The organism is Blautia sp. 1001283B150304_161114_C9, from assembly GCF_015668165.1.
In the GTDB taxonomy this organism is placed as follows: domain Bacteria; phylum Bacillota; class Clostridia; order Lachnospirales; family Lachnospiraceae; genus Blautia_A; species Blautia_A wexlerae.
This window is the reverse complement of sequence record NZ_JADPGO010000037.1, coordinates 1-21,537: the sequence shown is the minus strand read 5'-3', so window position 1 is coordinate 21,537 and position 21,537 is coordinate 1. Positions and strand designations below refer to the sequence as shown.

The 21,537-nt window shown below is 39.0% G+C and carries 20 protein-coding genes; 1 reads left to right on the top strand and 19 read right to left on the bottom strand.

The features are described 5' to 3' along the window. Positions 1-133 precede the first annotated feature (133 nt). The 19 genes from I4V44_RS15090 to I4V44_RS15000 all read right to left on the bottom strand — a co-directional run bounded on the left by I4V44_RS15090 (position 134) and on the right by I4V44_RS15000 (position 19,538). The gene (locus I4V44_RS15090) at positions 134-748 is read right to left on the bottom strand and encodes an ECF transporter S component (RefSeq protein ID WP_008705795.1); all 615 of its coding nucleotides are present in this window, start codon (positions 746-748) and stop codon (positions 134-136) included. 251 nt (positions 749-999) lie between these two features. Next, on the bottom strand, positions 1,000-2,172 hold the full coding sequence (locus tag I4V44_RS15085) for an NAD(P)-dependent malic enzyme (protein ID WP_173698420.1): 1,173 nt from the start codon (positions 2,170-2,172) through the stop codon (positions 1,000-1,002). Between the two features lie 209 nt (positions 2,173-2,381). Continuing rightward, complete coding sequence (locus I4V44_RS15080) at positions 2,382-4,148, bottom strand: DUF4179 domain-containing protein (RefSeq protein WP_243280292.1); 1,767 nt, start codon at positions 4,146-4,148, stop codon at positions 2,382-2,384. A gap of 7 nt (positions 4,149-4,155) precedes the next feature. Further along, on the bottom strand, positions 4,156-4,806 hold the full coding sequence (locus tag I4V44_RS15075) for an RNA polymerase sigma factor (protein WP_173698419.1): 651 nt from the start codon (positions 4,804-4,806) through the stop codon (positions 4,156-4,158). Positions 4,807-4,979: 173 nt separating this feature from the next. Continuing rightward, a complete protein-coding gene (locus tag I4V44_RS15070; protein ID WP_173698418.1) occupies positions 4,980-5,492 on the bottom strand; it encodes an HD domain-containing protein in 513 nt (170 codons plus the stop codon). A 120-nt stretch (positions 5,493-5,612) separates the two neighbouring features. Next, the gene (locus I4V44_RS15065; protein ID WP_118587163.1) at positions 5,613-6,770 is read right to left on the bottom strand and encodes an FprA family A-type flavoprotein; all 1,158 of its coding nucleotides are present in this window, start codon (positions 6,768-6,770) and stop codon (positions 5,613-5,615) included. Between the two features lie 177 nt (positions 6,771-6,947). Beyond that, the gene (locus I4V44_RS15060; protein WP_196002905.1) at positions 6,948-7,883 is read right to left on the bottom strand and encodes a hypothetical protein; all 936 of its coding nucleotides are present in this window, start codon (positions 7,881-7,883) and stop codon (positions 6,948-6,950) included. A gap of 412 nt (positions 7,884-8,295) precedes the next feature. Further along, a complete protein-coding gene (locus tag I4V44_RS15055) occupies positions 8,296-8,730 on the bottom strand; it encodes a HEPN domain-containing protein (protein ID WP_173697353.1) in 435 nt (144 codons plus the stop codon). Then, complete coding sequence (locus I4V44_RS15050) at positions 8,721-9,074, bottom strand: nucleotidyltransferase domain-containing protein (protein WP_008705807.1); 354 nt, start codon at positions 9,072-9,074, stop codon at positions 8,721-8,723. The genes I4V44_RS15055 and I4V44_RS15050 overlap by 10 nt, the downstream gene beginning before the upstream one ends. A 157-nt stretch (positions 9,075-9,231) precedes the next feature. Next, the gene (gene hflC, locus I4V44_RS15045) at positions 9,232-10,098 is read right to left on the bottom strand and encodes a protease modulator HflC (protein WP_008705809.1); all 867 of its coding nucleotides are present in this window, start codon (positions 10,096-10,098) and stop codon (positions 9,232-9,234) included. Positions 10,099-10,184: 86 nt separating this feature from the next. Further along, the gene (gene hflK / locus I4V44_RS15040) at positions 10,185-11,207 is read right to left on the bottom strand and encodes an FtsH protease activity modulator HflK (RefSeq protein WP_271724952.1); all 1,023 of its coding nucleotides are present in this window, start codon (positions 11,205-11,207) and stop codon (positions 10,185-10,187) included. A gap of 292 nt (positions 11,208-11,499) precedes the next feature. Then, positions 11,500-12,327, bottom strand: coding sequence for a sugar phosphate isomerase/epimerase family protein (locus I4V44_RS15035; protein WP_196002903.1), 828 nt, complete (start codon positions 12,325-12,327; stop codon positions 11,500-11,502). A gap of 9 nt (positions 12,328-12,336) precedes the next feature. Further along, positions 12,337-12,897: a 6-phospho-3-hexuloisomerase gene (hxlB, locus tag I4V44_RS15030; RefSeq protein ID WP_055060589.1), complete on the bottom strand. Its 561-nt coding sequence runs from the start codon at positions 12,895-12,897 to the stop codon at positions 12,337-12,339. Positions 12,898-12,929: 32 nt separating this feature from the next. Beyond that, positions 12,930-13,916, bottom strand: coding sequence for an ABC transporter permease (locus I4V44_RS15025; protein WP_022379836.1), 987 nt, complete (start codon positions 13,914-13,916; stop codon positions 12,930-12,932). Between the two features lie 5 nt (positions 13,917-13,921). After that, positions 13,922-15,415 (bottom strand): sugar ABC transporter ATP-binding protein, encoded by a 1,494-nt coding sequence (locus I4V44_RS15020; RefSeq protein ID WP_196002902.1) that lies wholly within the window; start codon positions 15,413-15,415, stop codon positions 13,922-13,924. Between the two features lie 87 nt (positions 15,416-15,502). Further along, complete coding sequence (locus I4V44_RS15015) at positions 15,503-16,453, bottom strand: sugar ABC transporter substrate-binding protein (RefSeq protein ID WP_196002901.1); 951 nt, start codon at positions 16,451-16,453, stop codon at positions 15,503-15,505. Positions 16,454-16,495: 42 nt separating this feature from the next. Then, the gene (gene xylB, locus I4V44_RS15010) at positions 16,496-18,016 is read right to left on the bottom strand and encodes a xylulokinase (protein ID WP_173744910.1); all 1,521 of its coding nucleotides are present in this window, start codon (positions 18,014-18,016) and stop codon (positions 16,496-16,498) included. A 1-nt stretch (position 18,017) separates the two neighbouring features. After that, positions 18,018-18,680, bottom strand: a complete 663-nt coding sequence (rpe, locus tag I4V44_RS15005; protein WP_022379840.1) for a ribulose-phosphate 3-epimerase — start codon at positions 18,678-18,680, stop codon at positions 18,018-18,020. 15 nt (positions 18,681-18,695) lie between these two features. Continuing rightward, a complete protein-coding gene (locus tag I4V44_RS15000) occupies positions 18,696-19,538 on the bottom strand; it encodes a MurR/RpiR family transcriptional regulator (RefSeq protein ID WP_022379841.1) in 843 nt (280 codons plus the stop codon). Between the two features lie 490 nt (positions 19,539-20,028). Here I4V44_RS15000 and pepT point away from each other — a divergent pair, with 490 nt between their 5' ends. After that, positions 20,029-21,246 carry a peptidase T gene (gene pepT / locus I4V44_RS14995; RefSeq protein ID WP_055060588.1) on the top strand — a complete coding sequence of 406 codons (1,218 nt, stop codon included), beginning with the start codon at positions 20,029-20,031 and terminating at the stop codon, positions 21,244-21,246. The last annotated feature ends 291 nt before the right edge of the window (positions 21,247-21,537 follow it).

The following is a 21,537-nucleotide window of genomic DNA, read 5'->3' as shown; positions in this document are numbered from 1 at the left end:
GTATCACCTACAATACTATATATTTCTCCCTATTTCAACCCCATATTTTTATTTTTTCTTCTCATAAATACTCTATACACCAAAAAAGCATTTCAGTCTGCTGTATGATGCAAAACTGAAATGCTTTTCATTTTTATGCTGCCTGTTCTTTTTTCTTACCGGTAACTGTAAGCAGATGACTCTTAATCAGTACCGGACGTACTGCATTGTAGATCACTGCTACCAGGATCACAGAAACTACTGCATTGAATAATGTGGCTACAGCACTCATTTTTGCAAGTGCCTGTGCCAGTTCCTGAGGCTGTCCGAGAATATACTGTTTGTAGAAATATCCTACGATCGGATCTGCCACGACATTAAATGCAAGACCTGCTACAGAAGCAATCACACTCCATTTGAAAACATATTTCTTATCTGTACTTTCATTGATCTTTGCAATCTTATGTGCTACTAGACCTGTGATAAGGCCAATACAGAATTTCAGTACAAATGTCTTTGGTGCGCCTGTGATATATACAGGATCCATCAGGTCCGCGATTCCCATTCCGATGGCACCGGACAATCCGCCGTATACACCGCCGATCAGAAGTGCTGCCAGTACGCAGAATGCATTTCCGATATGGATGGATGTTGCATCACCGCCCGGTACAGGGATCTTAATCTGCAAGAATGTAAAAGATACATAGCATAACGCAGCCATAAGAGCTGTCTCTGCAAGTTTTGTAATTGTGCTGTTCTGAGTATTCATAATAACTGTCCCCTCTCGTATGATCTGATAAAAGGCTCATATCAATAAGTCAGATTACTTGTTTGATTTTCACTATCAGATATTTTATATATTGACGCATCAATATGTTGAAGTTATCATACGTGAAATGTGTCATTATTTCAATGACCAATTTTTCGAATTTTTTAGGGGTCAGATTGAATATTATGCAAAAAAGCCCTCTGTCTGCATGCTGCTCACATGAAAACAGAGGGCTTCATTATTCTATTCGGTTAGATCCTTGCTACGCCTGATTTTCTTGCTGCTTCTGCTACAGCTTTAGCTACAGCGTCTTTTACGCGTGGGTCAAATGCTGCCGGAAGAATATATTCCGCTGTTAATTCTTCGTCACTTACCAGACCTGCGATTGCATATGCTGCTGCAACTTTCATTTCATCGTTAACATCTGATGCTCTTGCGTCCAGTACACCACGGAAAAGTCCCGGGAAGCAGAGTACGTTGTTTACCTGGTTCGGGTAATCAGAACGTCCTGTGGATACCACTGCTGCGCCTGCTGCTTTTGCTTCGTCAGGGAAGATTTCAGGTACCGGGTTTGCACATGCAAAAATGATAGGATCTTTTGCCATTGTGCGGACCATATCCTGTGTCAGTGTTCCAGGTGCGGATACACCGATGAAGATGTCTGCGCCTTTGATCACTTCTGCAAGAGTACCTTTCTCTTTGTTGAAGTTTGTGATCTTAGCCATCTCTTCTTTGATCGGGTTTAATCCTTCTCTGCCTTCGTAAATCGCACCCTTTCTGTCTGTCATGATTACATTCTTAAGTCCCATGGACATTAACAGTTTGATGATAGCGATACCTGCAGCACCTGCTCCGGAAGTAACGATCTTCACTTCGTCAAGCTTCTTTCCAACCAGTTTCAGCGCGTTGATAACACCTGCAAGTGTGATAACTGCTGTTCCGTGCTGGTCATCATGGAAGATCGGAATATCACAGCATTCTTTCAGTTTCTTTTCAATTTCAAAACATCTCGGTGCGGAAATATCCTCAAGGTTGATTCCTCCAAAGGATCCGGCCAGAAGGCTTACTGTCTTAACGATCTCATCAACATCTTTACTGCGGACGCAGAGCGGAATCGCGTCTACACCGCCAAATTCTTTAAAGAGTACACATTTGCCTTCCATAACAGGCATACCTGCTTCCGGTCCGATATCTCCCAGTCCAAGTACTGCAGTTCCGTCTGTTACAACAGCAACTGTATTCCAACGTCTTGTCAGATCATAGCTCTTGTTTACATCCTTCTGGATCTCCAGACAAGGCTGAGCAACACCTGGTGTGTAAGCAAGGCTTAAAGCATCTTTGGAATCTACTTTGGCTCTTGATACAACCTCAATTTTACCTTTTAACTCATAATGCATTTTTAAAGATTCTTTTGCGTAGTCCATTTTGTTTTGGCTCCCTTCTGCACTCTTTTTTTGAGACGCCTACATTGTAACATTAACCCGGCTCAGATTCTACTGTTTTTCTGACCTTTTTTATCAAAATAACTAAAACAGCATCTTTCTGTAGAAAATTGGAAAGATGCTGTCTCAGTTATGATACTTTATTTTTTGATATCAGGTCAGGGGCAAAATACCTTTTGACCCTGACATCATTATTTATCTTTATCAAAATGTACTTCTGCGCTGGCAACTGCCCGTTCATCCAGAAGCTGTTTGAAGGTCTTGGTCTTTGCTTTCTCTTCATAGTTATCAGACCAGTAGTAGCCTTTCAGCTCGTCCATATACTCATAGTAATCGCAAAGATAGATATATACTGTGGAAACATCTCTGTCCTGTATTGCATATGTGTCCGCATTACTGTTTGCCACTCCGCCATATGGCATGATATCTCCATTGGCATCCAGCATAACAGCAACATATTTTGTTTCCGGATCCTGCATTTTCATAGTGATCTCAAATGGTGTTTTCGTAATGGAGAGAACACCATCTCCATTTTCATCTACCACATTTACATCCTTTTTAACCGTATCGGAAGTATTTTTCTCTACATCTACGCTGAACTTCCAGTCACCTTTTAGTGTCCATGAGTTATATCTGTTATTACCTTCATTTGCCTCAGGATACCGTTCAAAATACTCATTCCACATCTCAGTGAAAAACTGATGTTCCAGATTCTTCTGCTCTTCTGTCAGACTCTCATAATCTGCATCGTCTGTGCTGATCCCATGCTCTGCCATTTTCTGATTATATTCATCCCGCAGATCCTGAGGGATATCTGGAGTGGTATCCTGATCATCTGGAAGAGTACCCACAATATCTTTCAGATCCAGCTCCATGGTAAACCGGTCAGGTACTTTGATGTCTTTGACATAATCACTGATTGCCGGACCTCCCATCTGAGGAAGCTTCGCATCACTGTATTCATCCATTCCCAGTATCTGGGCTAACTTGTCAAAACTAAAATCCTCAGAATCTACATCAATCCCTTTTTCTTTGAAAAATGCATTACGCACTTCATAAAATTTTGTCCATCCTGCATCATCCACTGTCATATCTTCCACAGGAATACGCAAAACTCCTGCATAGGTATTATCATCCAGCATTTTTCCATCCAGATAAGCATTGAACAGATTACTTTTTCCATCCATGTAATCATATTTCACTGTAGAATTCTCGCTGAGCTTAATATTGGGTTTTCCATCAGATGTGATGAAGGTATCCGGGAATTTATCTTCTGTATGGATTGTCATAGACAGGTACAGAGCCATTTCATTACAGTATACTTCTGAAAGCGTGACAGTTGTTCCATCTACTGTTTTACTGTATGATTCATTGTCTTTCGTTTTATCTGCATTGTTATTTTCTGTTGTATTCTGATCCTCAGCCTGAGCACTTTGAGGATTACCTCCGTCCTCCTGACTTTCATCAGTATCTGCCAACTCTGCATCTTCTGCAGAATCTGTCAACTGCTTTGCATATTTCGAATAATCACCATAAAATCCCAGGGAATTGCCGAGCTGCTTAAACACATTTCCGACCAGAGGAATGTTCTCTGCAAATGCAGGATTTGTAATACATACTGCGGAAAACACAGCTACAGCCGCGGTCAGTCCCAAAGCTGTTTTGTATACTGTTTTGAATTTCTTATGCGATTTTACTGTTCCTGTTGATTTCTTTCCGGAACTTTCTGTTGATTTCTTTGTTGATTTTTCTGTTGATTTCTCTGGCAATCTTTGCACAATATTCTCTGCATTTTCCACATTTTCAGAAGCTGCTGCCATTTCCCTGATTCTGGCAAATGCTTCGTTTTTTGCATCTTCTGCCTGCTTTGGCAATGGAAAATCTGCCTGCATGATTTCCTCTATCGCATTATCATTTCTGTTATTCTTTTCTTTATCAAAATCCAACTTCTTCGCCATAATCACTTCATCCCTTTCTTGCACTTACCGTTATACTTCCTGCTGTTACCGATCCTGTTCTCATATTTCCATCCTGGTTTTCCGCAAGCTCTTCTGTTATACCTGTAAATTCTCTGTTTTTCTTTTTCTTCTGCTGCAGTCTTTCCTTCTGAATATTATCTTCTGCTGAAGTATATTCCTGCTTTAGCTGCACCCGGGCCCTGACCAGTCTGGTTTTTACTGTGTTTTCATTCATATTTAATATAGAAGCAATGTCTGCAATCCGAAATCCCTCTACATAATACAGAACCAGTATGATCCTGTAGGATTCGTCCAACATTCCAAGCATTTCCTTGAACTCAAATTCCTCAATGGACATATCCTGTCCGGGGACTTCCGGAAGTTCTTCAGCTCTGCTGAAATTTTTGTAGTGTCTGTGGATTTTATTGCATTCATTAATCAGAATACGGATCATCCAGGTTTTGAAATATTCCGGATTTTTCAATGTATGTATTTTTTCAAAGCAGGTAAGTATGGTATCCTGCATGGCATCTGCGGCATCCTCATCATTATCAAGGATTCCCCTCGCCACCTTGTACATTGCCAGAGAATTCTTTTCCATCAGTTCCAGAAATGCATCCGCATCTCCTGAGATGGAGCGTTTTACCAACTGTATCAAATGCTGCTCCTCCTTGCTTATATGTTTCTGTAAATGGTTTTCATTCGAATGAAGTTTTATTGTTTTTGTTTTACACTTATTAGATGGGAAAATGTAATGAAAAGTTTCAAAAAGCTGCCACTTTTTTGTGACAGCTTTTCAATGATTATTTTGATGTTATATTTTCATTCTGTTTATTTCTCTTCCTTAGCATTCAATCTCTTCTGATACATAGACTGGAGCAGGAATTTTCCTGTCTCTGTTTTGAATACTTTTTCCAGCATGTTTCTCACATTGTTTCCGGAGAAATTACTCTCATCTGCATTTACCAGATAATCTGCTTCTATCATGATCTGATAATCAATACCGTCGATTCCGGTTATTGTATGATGATGACTTACAATATAAGAAACACGATCTACAAATTCTTTCGGCAGATCTGAATCTACAAAAAATTCCTCTATCAGTGCCGCACTTTCTTCCTCCTGATGTTTACCGTTGGCATTTCCGTATTTTACTCTGCAGAGAGGGCAGGCAATATCATGGACAACCGCAGTAACCTCCACCAGCTTCTGGTGCTCCGGTGACAGATTTTCGCCCTCTGCGATTGTTTTTGCATATGCGTATACTTTCATGAAATGGTTGATGTCATGAAGATCTCCCTTGGAATACTCTACCATTTTCTTTACAACTTCCGCTACTGTCATATTTTGTTCCTGCCTTTCTCTTACGGATTTAGTTACTTGTGTACTCCGTTCTCAGTAACCGGGTTTATCTTATTCTGAAAAACAGCAGAATCTTTCGATCCTGCTGTTTACAATTATCAATTATTTGCAGAGTTCCTCTGCCATAGCCTCAATCTCCGCTTCGTTTGCTTCGCTTAAGGAGGAAGTAATCTTTACATTATTTTCAAGCCATGTGATATTTTTGCTCTTTTCGAACATTCCCTGCATGATTCTTGCTGCTGCAGGAGCCCAGCTTCCGTTTTCGATGAGTCCGATGGTGCGGTTCTGGTAGCTGCGTTCTGTCAGGTTTTCGATGTAAGTACGCATGAATGGGAAAATATCTCCGTTGTATGTAATTGTGGCAAGTACCAGTTTGCCGTAACGGAAAGCATCTTCTACTGCTTCTGCCATGTCATCTCTTGCAAGGTCAAATACAGTTACTTTCGGGCATCCTTTTTCTTCCAGTTTCTGTGCCAGAAGTTCTACTGCTTTCTTTGTGTTTCCGTAAACAGATGTATAGGCGATCACAACACCTTCGCTCTCTACTTTGTAGGAGGACCAGATATCATATTTCTCAAGGTAATGTCCCAGGTTCTCTGTGAGGATTGGACCATGAAGCGGACAGATTGTCTGGATATCCAGAGTTGCGGCAGCTTTCAGAAGCTTCTGAACCTGTGCACCGTATTTTCCAACGATTCCGATATAGTAACGGCGTGCTTCGAAGTCCCAGTCTTCTTCTACGTCAAGTGCTCCGAATTTACCGAAACCGTCTGCTGAGAACAGAACCTTATCAGTACTGTCATATGTAACCATAACCTCCGGCCAGTGAACCATTGGTGCAAATACGAAAGTCAGCACATGTTTTCCAAGTGTCAGGCTGTCACCATTTGCAACTACCAGCTTCTTTCCGTCCAGATTCAGGTTTCTGAAGAAATTTCCCATCATAGTGAAGGTCTTGGTATTTGCAACTACGATTGTGTCAGGATATGCTTTCATGAAGTTCTCGATATTTGCGGCATGATCCGGCTCCATATGCTGTACTACCAGATAATCCGGTTTCGCACCGTCCAGGACTCTGGCTACATTTTCAAGCCATTCATCTTTGAAATTAGCATCTACGGTATCCATAACTGCGATCTTTTCATCCATGATCACATATGAGTTATAGGACATACCGTTTGGCACTACATACTGACCTTCAAACAGATCTATCTGATGATCATTTACACCTACATAATAAATATCATTTCCGATTTTCATGATAACATGTTCCTCCTTAGCGATATCAGGGCCGGTCAAATCCGGTTAAAAATTCCAATTTTTTTATTTCTGAACCTATTATATCCACATTCATATCGTTCGTCAAGTTTCATTTTATCCTAAAATTTCACCCCTTAACTCATATATAAAAAGTAATACTGTCGTTTTATTTAATACTTATTCTGGTAAAATTCCATATTCCTTATATAACCGTTTTCGAGTCTCTGCATTTGTCACAACAGACTGTATTTCTGCACTTCTTCCATCCATAATCAGACGATTAAGTAAAGTGCTTAATCGTTCTTCGCCGATTGCTTCTCCAATTGCTTTTGCCTCTGCTTCCGCCTCTTTTTGAAGCCGTTCGAGCCTTTCAGATTCCAGTTCAAGAACTTTTCCACCCATAATCTCACCTATTCCTTTCCGGACTGTTTTTTCATTCCTACATATATAGTCCGCTATTTTTATGATCAGTTTATTTAAATTCATGTATAAAGCCGTCTTATCTGCTCCTGAAAGTTCTCTTTCCAGATTTATCCGGATTTCCTCATAGTCATTTAGCAAACTCTGGAACATTTCCGGATTCTCACTCATTTCATGAATATCCTTTTCATATCGCATAATATAAAACGGCAGAAGCATCAGTAAATTTTTTTCAAAAATACTGTTTCTCGTATATGTCTCCAATTTCATTGTCGGAACCCAATAATGTACTATTTTCTCATCCGAAAGTACCATCTCTATCTCCAGAAAACCCGGCGTATTCTTTCCGCTTCTCAAATATAATACGCAGGACTTTGGAAAATCCATCCTGTATTTGCGTCCCTGTTTCTGTGCATTTTCAATTGCTATGGAGAAATCATATTCTATCATACGAATTGCCATAGTTGTATCGTCTACACTTTGACATTCAATATGATACAATTTACCAGCAATCTTTAAACAGGAATCCGTGATAATCTCTCCGTTTTCCTGCTGATGTTCATTGCGCAACTGCACAATCGGTACATTCTCCGGATAAGAAGTATGGAATACTTCATTAATCAAAGGTACTGCCAGATATGGCATTTTCTCAATCATTGTACGAAATACATCATCAAATATCGTATTATTCATTAGATACCTCACTTCTATTCTAACATACGGTAACAATGTTTGAATACCCAATTTGCACAAATATCATAAATCGGATAATCTTTATCTTTCGTACATGCTTGCATAAAGGGAAATAGATGACCGGCTGGTCTGGAATTTGAATATGTAAATTCAGTGTAACAAATACATACAGTTCCGTCAATCAATAGTTTTCGACACATCAACACTGCTTTTGGAAATTTATTCCTTACGTTTCAGTAACAAATTCTCAGTTCACAATACACAAGGCTGTCACACTACATAAGCAATTAGTGTAACAGCCTCTTTTCTATTCTCTGAGATCAGGCTCATGAGATCTTGCCGTCTTTCATTTCAAATACAGTATCAACGATATTCATAGTAGATTTTCTGTATTACGTAACGTGATTTCTGTTTATACCTCATCCTTTTTTAACTTTCGTTCTAACTCTAAAACTTCTTTTCTGCACAATTCTATCGCATCATTACAGGTTTCCACATCATCACCATCTATCTCTATGCTATCGTCACCAGGATATCTGGTTGAAAAATAAAAACCATCTATCATTCTCATATGTGTCTGCGTATTTTTTGAAAACTCTGCTCCCATATTTGCTTTTAGAAATTTCATCAGTCTGTTCAGACTATGTGTACGCAAAATATTTTCAAAATCTTTCTGTTGCATAGCATCATCCGGTTTATAGTATTCTGAGATTAGATGCTTCATATATTTTTCGCATATTCCCTGCGCCATGGCACCCATCATATTTGCAACTATCCCCGCATCATAAGAGGCTTTAAAATATTGAAAATCATTTTCTGCAAAATCAAAATAACTGTTCAAGGCCATATCTGAATTCCTTCCTTTCGCACATTTGTATAATACAGCATTTTGTTCCTTTTCCAGTCATCGCCAACTACAATTTTCAGATCCGTTTCTGCATCATCCAATTCCTCAGAGGATACTTCTGATTTTAGAAGATAAAGATATTTTTTAAGTTCCGGCCGGGAGCGGAATGACTCTGACAGTTCCAGAAACAGATCAACATCACTGCTATATTTCTCTTCTCCCCGTGCACAACTGCCATACAGATATATTGTCTTAATATAAGGCCTTATGCATGATGACTGAATAGTTCGTAAAGCATACTCCGCTGCATCTCTCTGCCGTTTTGATCTGATACATGTCAGCATTTTCTATCCCTCCGTTTTCTCTGTATATTATTTCCAGATTATACTTACATTTTCTGCTTCAGGATTTCTTTGTAAAAAAATTATAACATTCCTTATCTTCTATGTCTATCTTCCATTTATTTGGTGAAAAATTAGAGTGTATTATTGTTACTTTCTTTTATTTTCCTTCAAAGATCTGAGCGATCGGTGAATCTGCAGACAGTATCACTGTTTTGTCCTCACCTTTCATAGATGTCTTCAGCGCATCCAGGCTTCTCACAAATGAATAAAACTCACTTCTGTCCTCTTCTCCATAAGCCTGCGCAAGAATTTTCATATATTCCTGCTCCCCTTCCGCCTCCAGGATCTCTGCCTGTTTTTTGGCATCGGAAATCTGGATTGCTACTTCTTTGTCCGTTTTATTTCGAATCACCTTTGCTTCAGAGTTTCCCTCTGCCTTGTAAGTCGCTGCAATATTATCTCGTTCAGAAATCATTCGTTCATATACAGCTTCCTTATTATCATCCGGCAAATCCAGCTGCTTGGTTTCAAATTTGAGAAGTTCGATTCCATACTGATCCATGTTTGTTCCTATTGCCTCCATAACCATATCAGACAGTTCTCCGTCACGACTTGTGATCACCTGATCCTGTGACATACTGCTGATCGCATTTTTAGTGGCATTATACACAGCAGTATTAATTCGGCTTTCACCACTTTCCACAGAAGAGTTTAATGTCTGTGCAAATTTAAGCGGGTCGCTGATTTTCCAGAGAACATAGCTGTCGCTGATCATCGTTTTCTTATCTTTTGTAATTACATCAGATGCTGCCAGATCATACAGCAGTGTTTCCTTTGGCAATGACTGTGTACTCTCTATAAACGGAATCTTAAAACTGATTCCCGATGAGCTGATCACCCTGTCAACCTTACCAAACTGACGGATAAGCTTATATTCATTTTGCTGAGTTACTGTTACCGACGCTCCGACAGCTATAACCACTGCAGACACACCAATTAATATTCCAATTTTCTTACCTTTCATAAATTAGTCCTTTCCAAATTATATCTCTATCCTTCGTATTTCATTTACCAAAACACTTTTTATATGAAATATTTTCTGTCATTTCTTTATTCGTTCTCAGAATCATTTAAATCTTGTGTGTCCTGAGCAGGATCCGTGTTCAGTGTCTCTGTCGGATTCTCTGAACTGTTCCCTGTAAAAGAATCTAGCGGCAGAACCTTCTGCACTCCATCTCCATTATCAATCACAATCTTCATTCCCGGCAGCACATCTTCCATTGCCTCATAGAACATACGCTTCTTTGTGATCTCCGGATTCTTAACATACTCCTCATACATGGCATTAAAACGTGCAACCTCAGCTTCCGCTTCATTAATCCTTACCTGCTTCTGCGCCTCAGCCTCCTGAATGATCTGGTCTGCTTCTGCCTCAGCCTCCGGAAGCTTTTCATTTCTGTATTTATTGGCATTATTCAAAGCAGTTTCTTTTCCCTGCTTGGCAGTTTCTACTGCTTTAAATGCTTTCATAACCTCCTGTGTGGGCGGTTCTGAATCCTGGATTGTGATATTCACAAGCTGAATCCCCAGATTCTGTTCCTCCATCTGCTTCAGGATCATTTCTTTAATCTTACTCTGGATCTCACCTTTTCCGGTGGTAAGCACTTCATCCACATCATAACTTGCGATTACTGTACGGATACAGCTTTGAGAAATATTTTTTAGAATATCTTCCGGTTCCTCTGAATTATAAAGATATTTTACCGGTTCTAAAATTCTGTACTCAACAAAGAAATCTACATCAATAAAGTTATAATCCGAGGTAATCATAATGCCCTCATTCTCAACCACCGAATTATCTCCCATACTATACCCAATAGGAAATCCCTGGATCGTTGTATTTACTTTCTGTACTTTCTGTATAAAAGGAATCTTAAAATGCAGTCCTGTTTCTGCCACTGCCTTCGGCACTCCGAAAGTTGTCAATACTGCCTGTTCCTGCTCCTGTATCTGATAGGTCGCATCTCCGGCAAGCCCTGCAATAATCACCAGTCCTGCTGCTCCTATTACAATACGTTTCACATGTTTTCCCGGCTTCTGTAATTTTTTAAATGGATTTACTCTTTCGTTCACTTTTCTCCTCCGTTTCACCATTTGGCATAATTAAATTTTTTGCTTCTAAAAATTTCTGAAGAAAAGAAAAAGACTTTCATTTCAGACATAACATGAGCTCTTCTCTTAATGTCTAAAACAAAAGTCTTGCCGATTATATCATAATGCGGGCATTCTTAATCTGCCGTTCTGACGCATTTATGTACCATTTATAGGAAAAACAAGTCCAGTTCTTCATAACGATGGCCGCTACTCCCTTTTCTTTGAGCAGCATCATATCATAACTATTTACAAAATGCAAGAAATATTTTTCTCAAACGCCCCATACAGTCCTCAGCGTTTCCAAATCCTTATTTATAATTTGCATCTGATTCTGCTCATTACATTTTCTCAACGGAAGCAGGTTATAATAATTCTCAATGATGATCCATCCTTCATAGCCATGTTTTTTCAGGATTTCCATCTGAGGGAAGAAATCTGTGTTTCCCTCTCCCAGCAGACAGCCGCCTGGTTCATTGATACCATCTTTTACATGAAGCTGACTATCCATATATGGATAAAGTCCCTCCAACTGTTCGCACTGATCCATGTTAAAATTAAATTTGAAATTCTGTGTATCAAAGTGTATTGTCAGATTCGGCATATTAATTTCTTTCAGAAGCTGAATCTGTTCTTTATAATCCAACGCATTTTCTGTCATAACAGTAATATCTTTCTTTTCTGCTTTTTCGCAAATAAATCTCAGTGCATCCTTTGTTGCTTCTACATGAGATTCTTCTGTAATCAGATTTCCAAGGAAGTTTGGAACCATGATCTTGGATATTCCTATTTCTGCTGCTACCTGAACTGCCAATTCCATCTGGTCATACGCGATCTTTCCATTCTCTGTATCTTTTCCATGGATAAATTCATGATCCATCACATCATTAAGAACAATAGACGGATATTCAATTCCTAACCTGTTTCCCTCTTCAAGATACGCTTCCTGAACCTGTTTCTGAGCTAACGGATAACCCCATTCATAACTTCCAAGTTCAAGTTGAATTCCATCCAGTCCAGCTTCCTTTGCAATCTGCGGTCCAAAATATCCACCACCAGGAAGTCCCCATGCCACACAGCCAAATTTAATCTTTTTCTCCATATATGCCACCTACTCTAAATTTGCATGATGCTTAAACATTTCTTCTTCTGTTTTTCCAAGTTTCTTCATAAGAATCATAATAACTGCATCATAAACGATCCAACTCATCTGTTCAAACGCATTTCCCATAGGCTGAGCAGATTCACTTGTATCTTCCAGATTACTCTTTGGAGTTGCACCCGGGATTACGATACAGCTTTCACATACCTTACCAATGGAAGCTTCCGGATGAATTGTTACTGTCACAACAGATGCTCCTGCTTCTTTTGCTTTATTTGCCATAACAATCAAACTGTCAGTTTCTCCTGAACCTGAACTGATAATAAGAAGATCTTTTTTTTCAATTGCCGGTGTTGTCGGTTCTCCCACAAAGAATACTTCCAACCCCAAATGCATCAGGCGATTTGCAAACCCTCTTGCTACAAACCCAGAACGTCCAGCTCCTGCTACAAAAATATGCCTAGCTTTAATAATCTCATTAGCAAACTTTTCAAGTGAAGAAGAAGAAATATGTTTTGCATTTTCTGTCAATTCTTCAAGAATTTCCTCCAGTATAACTGAATTTTCCATTTCTATCATCTCCTTTTCCATTGCCTTTTTATTCAGGCTTTTATTTTTCTGGAAAATTTGAATCCGGTCTGTTTAAACCAGTCAATATAAACTGCAATCAGAATTACAATACCCTGTACAATATACTGCCAGGAAGAGTCAATACCAAGAAGGTTCATACCATTTTTCAGAACACCGATTACAATTGCACCGATAACAGTTCCTGCGATGGTACCACGACCTCCGTTCATACTTGTTCCACCAAGAACAACTGCAGAAATCGCATCCATTTCAGCTCCGTCTCCCAGTGTCATCATTGCAGTAAAAGTACGTCCTACTGTAAGGATTCCTGCTAAAGATGCAAGTAACGCACTATATACAAATACGAAAAATGTAACCTTTTTTACATTAATACCAGAATATTCAGCAGCCTGTTTATTACCACCAACTGCATAAATATGACGGCCTAATTTTGTTTTATTAAGGATAAAAGAAGAAACTGCAATTACTGCAACAATACAATATAACTGAATCGGAATTCCAAAGATAGTACCCATTCCCCAAAAAGTATAGCTGTCATCAAGAACAGAAATTGTCTGAGCCTTTGTATAAACACGGGCAATACCACGACCGATATTCATCATTGCAAGAGTAACGATAAATGCCGGAATATTTGTAGAAGAAACAATGTAACCGTTAATAAGACCAATTACAACTCCAGCAAGGATTCCTCCAAGGATACCAACATAAACAGGAAGTCCATTCCATGAAATGAGTCCTGCACTGATACATCCTGAAACCGCAATTACTGATCCTACAGAAAGATCAATTCCTGCAAGCAGAATTACGAAAGTCATTCCACATGCCAGAAACAAATTGATTGTAATCTGTCTGACTACATTAAATAAGTTTGTAACTGTTGCAAAACTGCTGGTTGTAAAACTTAATACAACGCAAAGAATAACCAGTCCCGCAAGAATACCCATATTAGATTTAATTGTCTGTATTACAGATAAATTTTTCCAGTTTTTATTTTCCATAATCGTCACCCTATTTCCTTTGTCGCAAACGCCATAATTTTTTCCTGATTAAATTCATTTCTGTTCAATATTCCTGTGGTGTGTCCCTGATTCATTACCACAATACGATCGCACATGTTGATCAGCTCCGGCATCTCCGAAGATATGAAAATAATTGATAAACCTGTTGCTGTCAGATCATCAATCAGATGATAAATATCTGATTTTGTTTTTACATCAATGCCTCTTGTCGGCTCGTCCAGAATAAGAATTTTTTCTGTGACCAGAAGCCATCTGCTAATAATAACTTTCTGCTGATTACCTCCTGAAAGCTTTCCTATTTCCTGCTCTATAGAGGAATATTTTGTCTGCATAACTTCATCAACATATTTTCTGGCAAATTCAATTTCTTTCTTCCTGTTATATCGGCCTTTTTTCAAAAATTTGTCCAATATTTCAATCGTTGCATTAAAACGTATTCCCTGGATCGGATAAATTCCTGACTGCTTTCTGTCTTCCGGAACAAGTCCGATTCCTGCATTTATTGCAGTTTTTACATTTTTAATATCAACTTCTTTATTTTCAATATAAATATGTCCGCTATCCTTATGACGAAGTCCAAAAATACATTCCATTGTTTCACTTCGTCCGGATCCAACCAGTCCTGAGAACCCAAGAACTTCTCCTCTTCTCAGTTCAAAATCAACATTTTTTACTTCTTTTCCAGAAGCAAGTTTTTCTACCTTGAGAATAATATCATCTGAATAGTTTTCATGTTTCTGATACAAATCTCCAAGTTTTCTTCCAACCATGAGCGCCACCAGATCATCATGTGTGGTCTCTTTTGTAACTACTGTATCGATATATTCACCATCTCGCATAACTGTGATACGATCAGTGATTGCATCCAATTCAGCCATTCGATGACTAATATAAATAATTCCAACATTCTTTGCTTTTAAAGCTCTGATTGCCTCAAAAAGAGCATCTACTTCATTTTCTGTCAAAGATGAAGTCGGTTCATCCATAACGATTATTTTTGCGCCAAAGGAAATAGCGCGAATAATTTCTACCATCTGCTGCTGTGCAATATTTAAATCTCGGATAAATTGAGTTGATTTCAGATCAAGGTGCATAGAATCCAAAAATCCCTGCGCCATTTCATTCATTTTCTTTTTATCGACAGTACCTGCTTTTGTTTTTGGTTCCTGTCCAATAAAAATATTTTCTGAAATTGTCATATCTGGAATCAACATTAGTTCCTGATGTATAATACGAATTCCGTGCTCTTTTGCGCTCTCAACACCTGTAATTTCTACTTCTTGTCCATCAACCAGAATCTGTCCGCTGTCTTTTGTATAAACTCCACCGAGAATTTTAATCAATGTAGATTTTCCGGCACCATTTTCACCTAAGAGAGCATGAACCTCACCTGCTTCCAATTCCAGGTGATTGTCCTTCAGCACAGAAACTCCGGAAAAAGACTTACAGATATTTTTCATTTCCAATAAATGTGCCATAAATTTTCTCCTCTAAATAACAAACATTTCCCACCTTTTTCTATATGGGGCAAAAATGGGTGCAGCCTGCGCTGCACCCGCTCAGATTTACTGCCAGTCAGCGTCTAAATATTCATCAATATTTGAAGAATCAATTGCAAACGCAGGTACATCTACTTCGAATTCTTCCGGTTTTTCCCCTGCGATAAGAGTTTTAGCTGCCTTATAGCACTCTTTACCAATTGTAATCGGGGACTGAGCTGCTGTCATACGATAAATGCTGTTGTCTTTAGCAATTACTTTCTTAGCTTCTGGAGCACCATCAACACCGTAAACATATACTTCTTTTCCAGCTGTCGTAAGTGATGCATATGCTCCCATACCAGCCTGGTCATTAATGGAGAAGATTGCCTTGATATCTGGATTAGCCTGGATGATATCACTTGTGATTGTCTGTCCTTTTTCTACAGTTCCCTCTGCATCAAATGTTGCCACAACATCAAATCCTTTTCCTTCAATTGTATCTAGGAATCCCTGTTCACGATCGTTGCAGGCATTATTTGCAGGATAATCAAGAACTGCAATTTCTCCACCATCCGGGAAATCTTCAATCATTGCTTCTGCACAAAGTACACCAGCCTGATAATTATCAGTTGCAACATAAGAACCAACCAGATCAAGATTAGATACAGAAGTATCAAAGTTTACTACTGGAATCCCTGCTTCGTCTAATTTCTGCAGTGCAGGTTCAATTGCATCTTTGTCAACTGGATTTAAAAATACTGCTGAAACACCCTGTGCAATAAAGTCTTCAATAATCTGAATCTGTTTTGCGCTGTCCTGCTGAGCATCCACTACAACTGTTTTATTTCCATCAGCTTCTGCTTCTTCTGTGATGGAATCTGCAACTGTTTTAAAGAAATCCGATTCACACCAATATGTAACTCCATAAGTCTGTCCACCATCTTCAGCTGCAAAAACACTTGCCGGAATTGTTGTTACTGCCATTGCTGCTACGCCTGCTGCCATCATAAGTTTTGTTACCAGTCTTCTTTTCATTGTAAAGTCCTCCTGATTTTAAATAATTTATATAGTTTTTCTCTAAAGCTCGTAGAGAGCGTGTAGATTCTCTTTTATGTCCTCATAAAATCTGTCATAAATTTTATGGAACTTCTCGTATTCCTCTGCTTCTTTCAAATCGCATTCAGTAATTCCATCTTCTTCAATAAAAGCATCGCATGCTTCCTGTATCGAAGAATAAATTCCAGTTCCAACTCCGGCCAGAATTGCTGCACCGTATGCCGGTCCCTCTTCCTGCTTCAATGTATGTACATCGCATTTATAAAGATCTGCCATAATCTTTCTCCATACAGGACTTCTGCTTCCACCTCCGCATGCACGCATGGATACAACCTCTGTTCCCAGTTTCTTCAAGATTTCATTACAGTCTGCAAGGGAATAAACAACACCTTCCATAATTGCCCTAAGCATATGTGCCTGTCCATGTATGATATTCAGTCCGATAAATGCACCTCTGTATTTGGGATCAATATGAGGTGTTCTTTCGCCCATCAGGAATGGAAGGTAAATCAATCTTTCGCTTCCTATCGGAATATCTTTTGTAAGTTCATTTATCTTGTCATAAAATGATACATTTTCCTCTTCTGCTTTCTGAATCAAATCCTGACAGAAATTATTTTTCATCCATTCAATCGAAAGACCTGCCGACTGAGGACCTCCCATTGTATGCCAACACCCAGGCACTGCACAGCAACACAAATGAAGTGCACCTTCAGGAATTTCCTGATATTTTTTCAGATGAGTATATACAATGCTTGAAGTACCTATTGTTGTAAAAGCCTGCCCCTCTCTTACAATACCTGTTCCAATTGCTGCACAGGCATTATCACTTCCTCCGGCAACCACAACTGTTTCTGTTGATAATCCACACTTCTCTGCAATTTTCGGTAAAAGGTTTCCAACAACTTCCGGTGATTCATACACATCTCCAAGAAGTTCTCTGTCTACTTTCAGAAAATCAAGAATTTCCTGCGACCAACATCTGTTTTTTACATCCAGCATCTGCATTCCACTGGCATCTGATGCATCTGTCGCATACTTACCAGTAAGAATAAAGCGGACATAATCTTTTGGAAGCATAATGTGTCTGCACTTTGCAAAAAGCTCCGGCTCATTTTCTCTTATCCAGAGGATCTTTGCTGCCGTCCATCCTGCCATTGGCGGATTCGCTGTGATCTTCATCCATTTTTCCATTGGCAGTTCCAACATTTCCTCTACCTGCTTCGTAGCTCTCTGGTCACACCAGATAATGGATCTTCTTATAACCTGATTCTCCTCATTCAACATCACAAGTCCATGCATCTGACCAGAAATTCCAATTCCCCGCACATCTTTTCCATTAACCTGACCTTTTTCAACTACACTTTTAATTGTTGAAATCGCTGCTTCTGACCAGTCTGATGGATCCTGTTCTGCCCATCCGTTTTCAGGCTGATACATTGGATATTTGACAGACGCTTCGGCTACGATTTTTCCATTCTGATCTACCAGAATCGTCTTTGTCGCACTGGTTCCCAGATCCACTCCAATTACGTATTTCATCTTATTCCTCCATGGCTGCCTGTTGCTTCATATTGGCAATGTTCTCTGCAAGATTTCCATTAAATAATGCCTTTCCTGAAACAATGATATTTGCTCCGGCCTTTATTACTTTTCCTATATTCCCACAGTTGATACTTCCATCAACTTCTATATCTTTCCACTCTCCGGTATCTGTTGACCGTCTTCTGATATCTTTTATTTTGTCAAGTGTATCTTCAATAAAGTGCTGGCCATCTCTTCCCGGATGAACGGTCATAACCTGTATCACATCTGCAAGCTTCCAGATTTCTTCTGTAAGAACTTCTGCCGAGGTTTCCGGATTCAGAACAATTCCTGCACGAATTCCACATTGCTTTATTTCTTTTAAAGTTTCTGCTACATTGCTGCAGGCCTCATAATGAACAGATATTACATCAGCTCCAGCCTCCTGCATTCTTTTTACAAATCGAACAGGTTCATTTACCATCAGATGAACATCAAATACCAGATCAGCTACACCTTTCAATCCATGAATCATTTTCATTCCACATGCCAGATTCGGTACAAAGCTTCCATCCATTACATCTATATGAACATATTCAGCTCCGGATTTTTCCATTGTTTTTAATTGTTCTCCCAGGCATTTATAGTCTGCTTCCAGTAAGGACGGTGCTATAATGCACATTATTGATCACCTCGTTTATATTTTATTACAGTCAATTACTGTCTGAATTTTCTGAAGTTGTTTTTTATAACCTTTGTTTATTTTCGTCGTATATCCCAGATAAAGTGCATCCAGTATAAACTGATCTGAAACTCTTCTGGTTACTTTATCTCTTCCCACTGTCAGGTCATTTACTGCCGTAAATAAACTGATATCTGTATATCTGAGAAGAGGAGATTTATTCATTTTTGTAATACTAATTGTAACTGCACCTCGCTCTTTTGCGATTTTCATTGCCTCTACTACATTTCTGGATCTACCCTCATAAGAGACAGCTAACGCAACGTCTTCACTTGTAAGATTGCCTGCAGTCATCATCTGCAGCATTACGTCACTATGTACGGAACACGGAATCCCCAATCTTCCAAATTTCATGTATGCCAGCTGACATACTGCAAAGGCATCTCCAACACCGAAGAAATGTATCTCTCTGGCTTTAAGAAGAGCATCCAATGCTTTTTCATAATTTTCGTCATCTGCCAAAACTAATGTATCACTCAACATCTGTACATTACTCTGATAAACCTTTTTCAAAATCGTCTTCATATCGTCTGATACTTTAATATCTTCTGAATGAATTTCCATTCCTTCTGCCAAAGCTCTGATGAAATCCTCCTTCATAGAAGAATATCCATCATATCCCATTCTTTTACAGAATCTGATAATTGATGCTTCACTGCTTCCTGATTCTCTTGCAATCTCTGCAAGCGTTAAATGTGTAATTGCTTCCGGGTTTTCAAGTAATGCAGATGCGATTGCTTTCTCTGCTCTTGGTAACGACGGTAACAAAAATCTGATGCGAACAAATAAATCATTCATATGGCGTGCACTCCATTTCTACTTCATTTATTTAATTTCACTTTGAAGTTTTTTGTTGATTAGAATATAGCATTCTGTTTCAGTGAAGTAAATATCTATAAATATTTTTGTATATTTCCACGTTTTGGCGTGTGTTTTTTGTTGATTACATCCAATTTTTTGGTTGATTTGACGTTTTTACATTTTATTTCACTTCATTTTGAAATTTACAAACACTTAAATACTTTATTTTATTTTTGTAATACGAAGTATAAGCTATAAATATATATAATACCTGTATTCATTTCTATCACTTAGATTCTTTTTTACCTCGACATTTTTTTGAAATATTTCAGAATAATTTTTAGAGATGATCCCTGCTCTCTTTTGAGAAACAGAGCTACTGACTACTGACAAGAAATATTTTTACGTAAACTCCATAACATGTTATACTTACTATACAATGCTAAGATAAATATCTATCTCAGCCCAATACCAGGAGGATTAATTCATGAAAGCATACGAACGCTTATTATCTTATGTAAAAGTATTCACTCCAAGCAGTGAAGAAACCGGTACTTCCCCATCCACACAGTATCAGTTTGACCTTGCCAGACTGCTGGTTCAGGAATTAAAAGAACTGGGTGTGAAAGATGCCGATGTAGATGAACATTGCTATGTCTATGGACATATTCCAGCAACCAGAGGATATGAATCCCGCCAAAAACTGGGCTTTATCGCTCATATGGATACCGTCTCTGATTTCTGCGATCATCCGGTTACTCCGGTTATCACTCCGAATTATGACGGCAAAGACCTTGCACTTGGAACCAGCGGCAGAGTTCTCTCCCCGAAAATGTTCCCTCATCTCTCCACATTAAAAGGCAGAACTCTCATTACTTCCGATGGAACCACCATCCTCGGTGCAGATGACAAAGCCGGAATTGCCGAGATTATGACAATAATTGAACACCTCAATGACAATACTATTCCGCATGGTCCTCTCTGCATTGCATTTACCCCTGACGAAGAAATAGGAATGGGACCAGCCCATTTTAATGTAAAAAAATTCGGAGCGGATTTTGCTTATACACTTGATGGTGATACAGAAGGTGAAATCCAGTATGAAAACTTTAATGCTGCCAGAGCAGTAGTAGAATTTACCGGTGTAAACGTACACCCGGGTTCTTCTAAAAATACAATGGTCAACGCAGCACTTGTTGCCATGGAGTTCAATTCCATGCTCCCTTCCGCTGACACACCAAGAGATACGGAAGACTATGAAGGATTTTTCCATCTCTATTCCATAAAGGGAGATGTCTCACACGCTGCTCTCGAATATATCATTCGTGACCACGATGCAGCTTCTTTTGATATCCGTAAGAAAACTATGAAACACATCACTAAAATTTTAAATGAAAAATGGGGAAAAGGAACTGTCTCACTTACCATCACAGAACAGTACCGAAATATGAAAGAAATCATCGACACCTGCATGGAACTGATTGAGCGTGCAACTGCAGCATGCAAAGAATGCAATATCCCGCCGCTTATCACCCCGATCCGCGGAGGCACAGACGGTGCCCAGTTAAGCTTTATGGGACTCCCATGCCCGAATCTCGGAACAGGAGGACATGCTTATCATGGACCTTATGAACACATCACTGTTGAAGGAATGAATATCGCTGTAGAGGTAGGATTAAAGATTATCGAATTATTTTATAAATAATTTCGATTACAATATCCCCTTGTTGTTATTTTAACCGCTAAATTAATCTTAAATAATTTTGCGATTAACGTAACAACAAGGGGATCTATAAACTCGGAATATTTTTTATATTTTTACATACAAAAAACCAGCTAACTGTTAGCTGGTTTCTCATTGTATCTTCAAAACTACATACATGTTGACATTTCCTTGAGATTCATTCTTCCTGCGATTCTTGGTCAAGCCCTCACCCGATTAGTAACAGTCAGCTCCATGCATTGCTGCACTTCCACCTCTGCCCTATCTACCTCG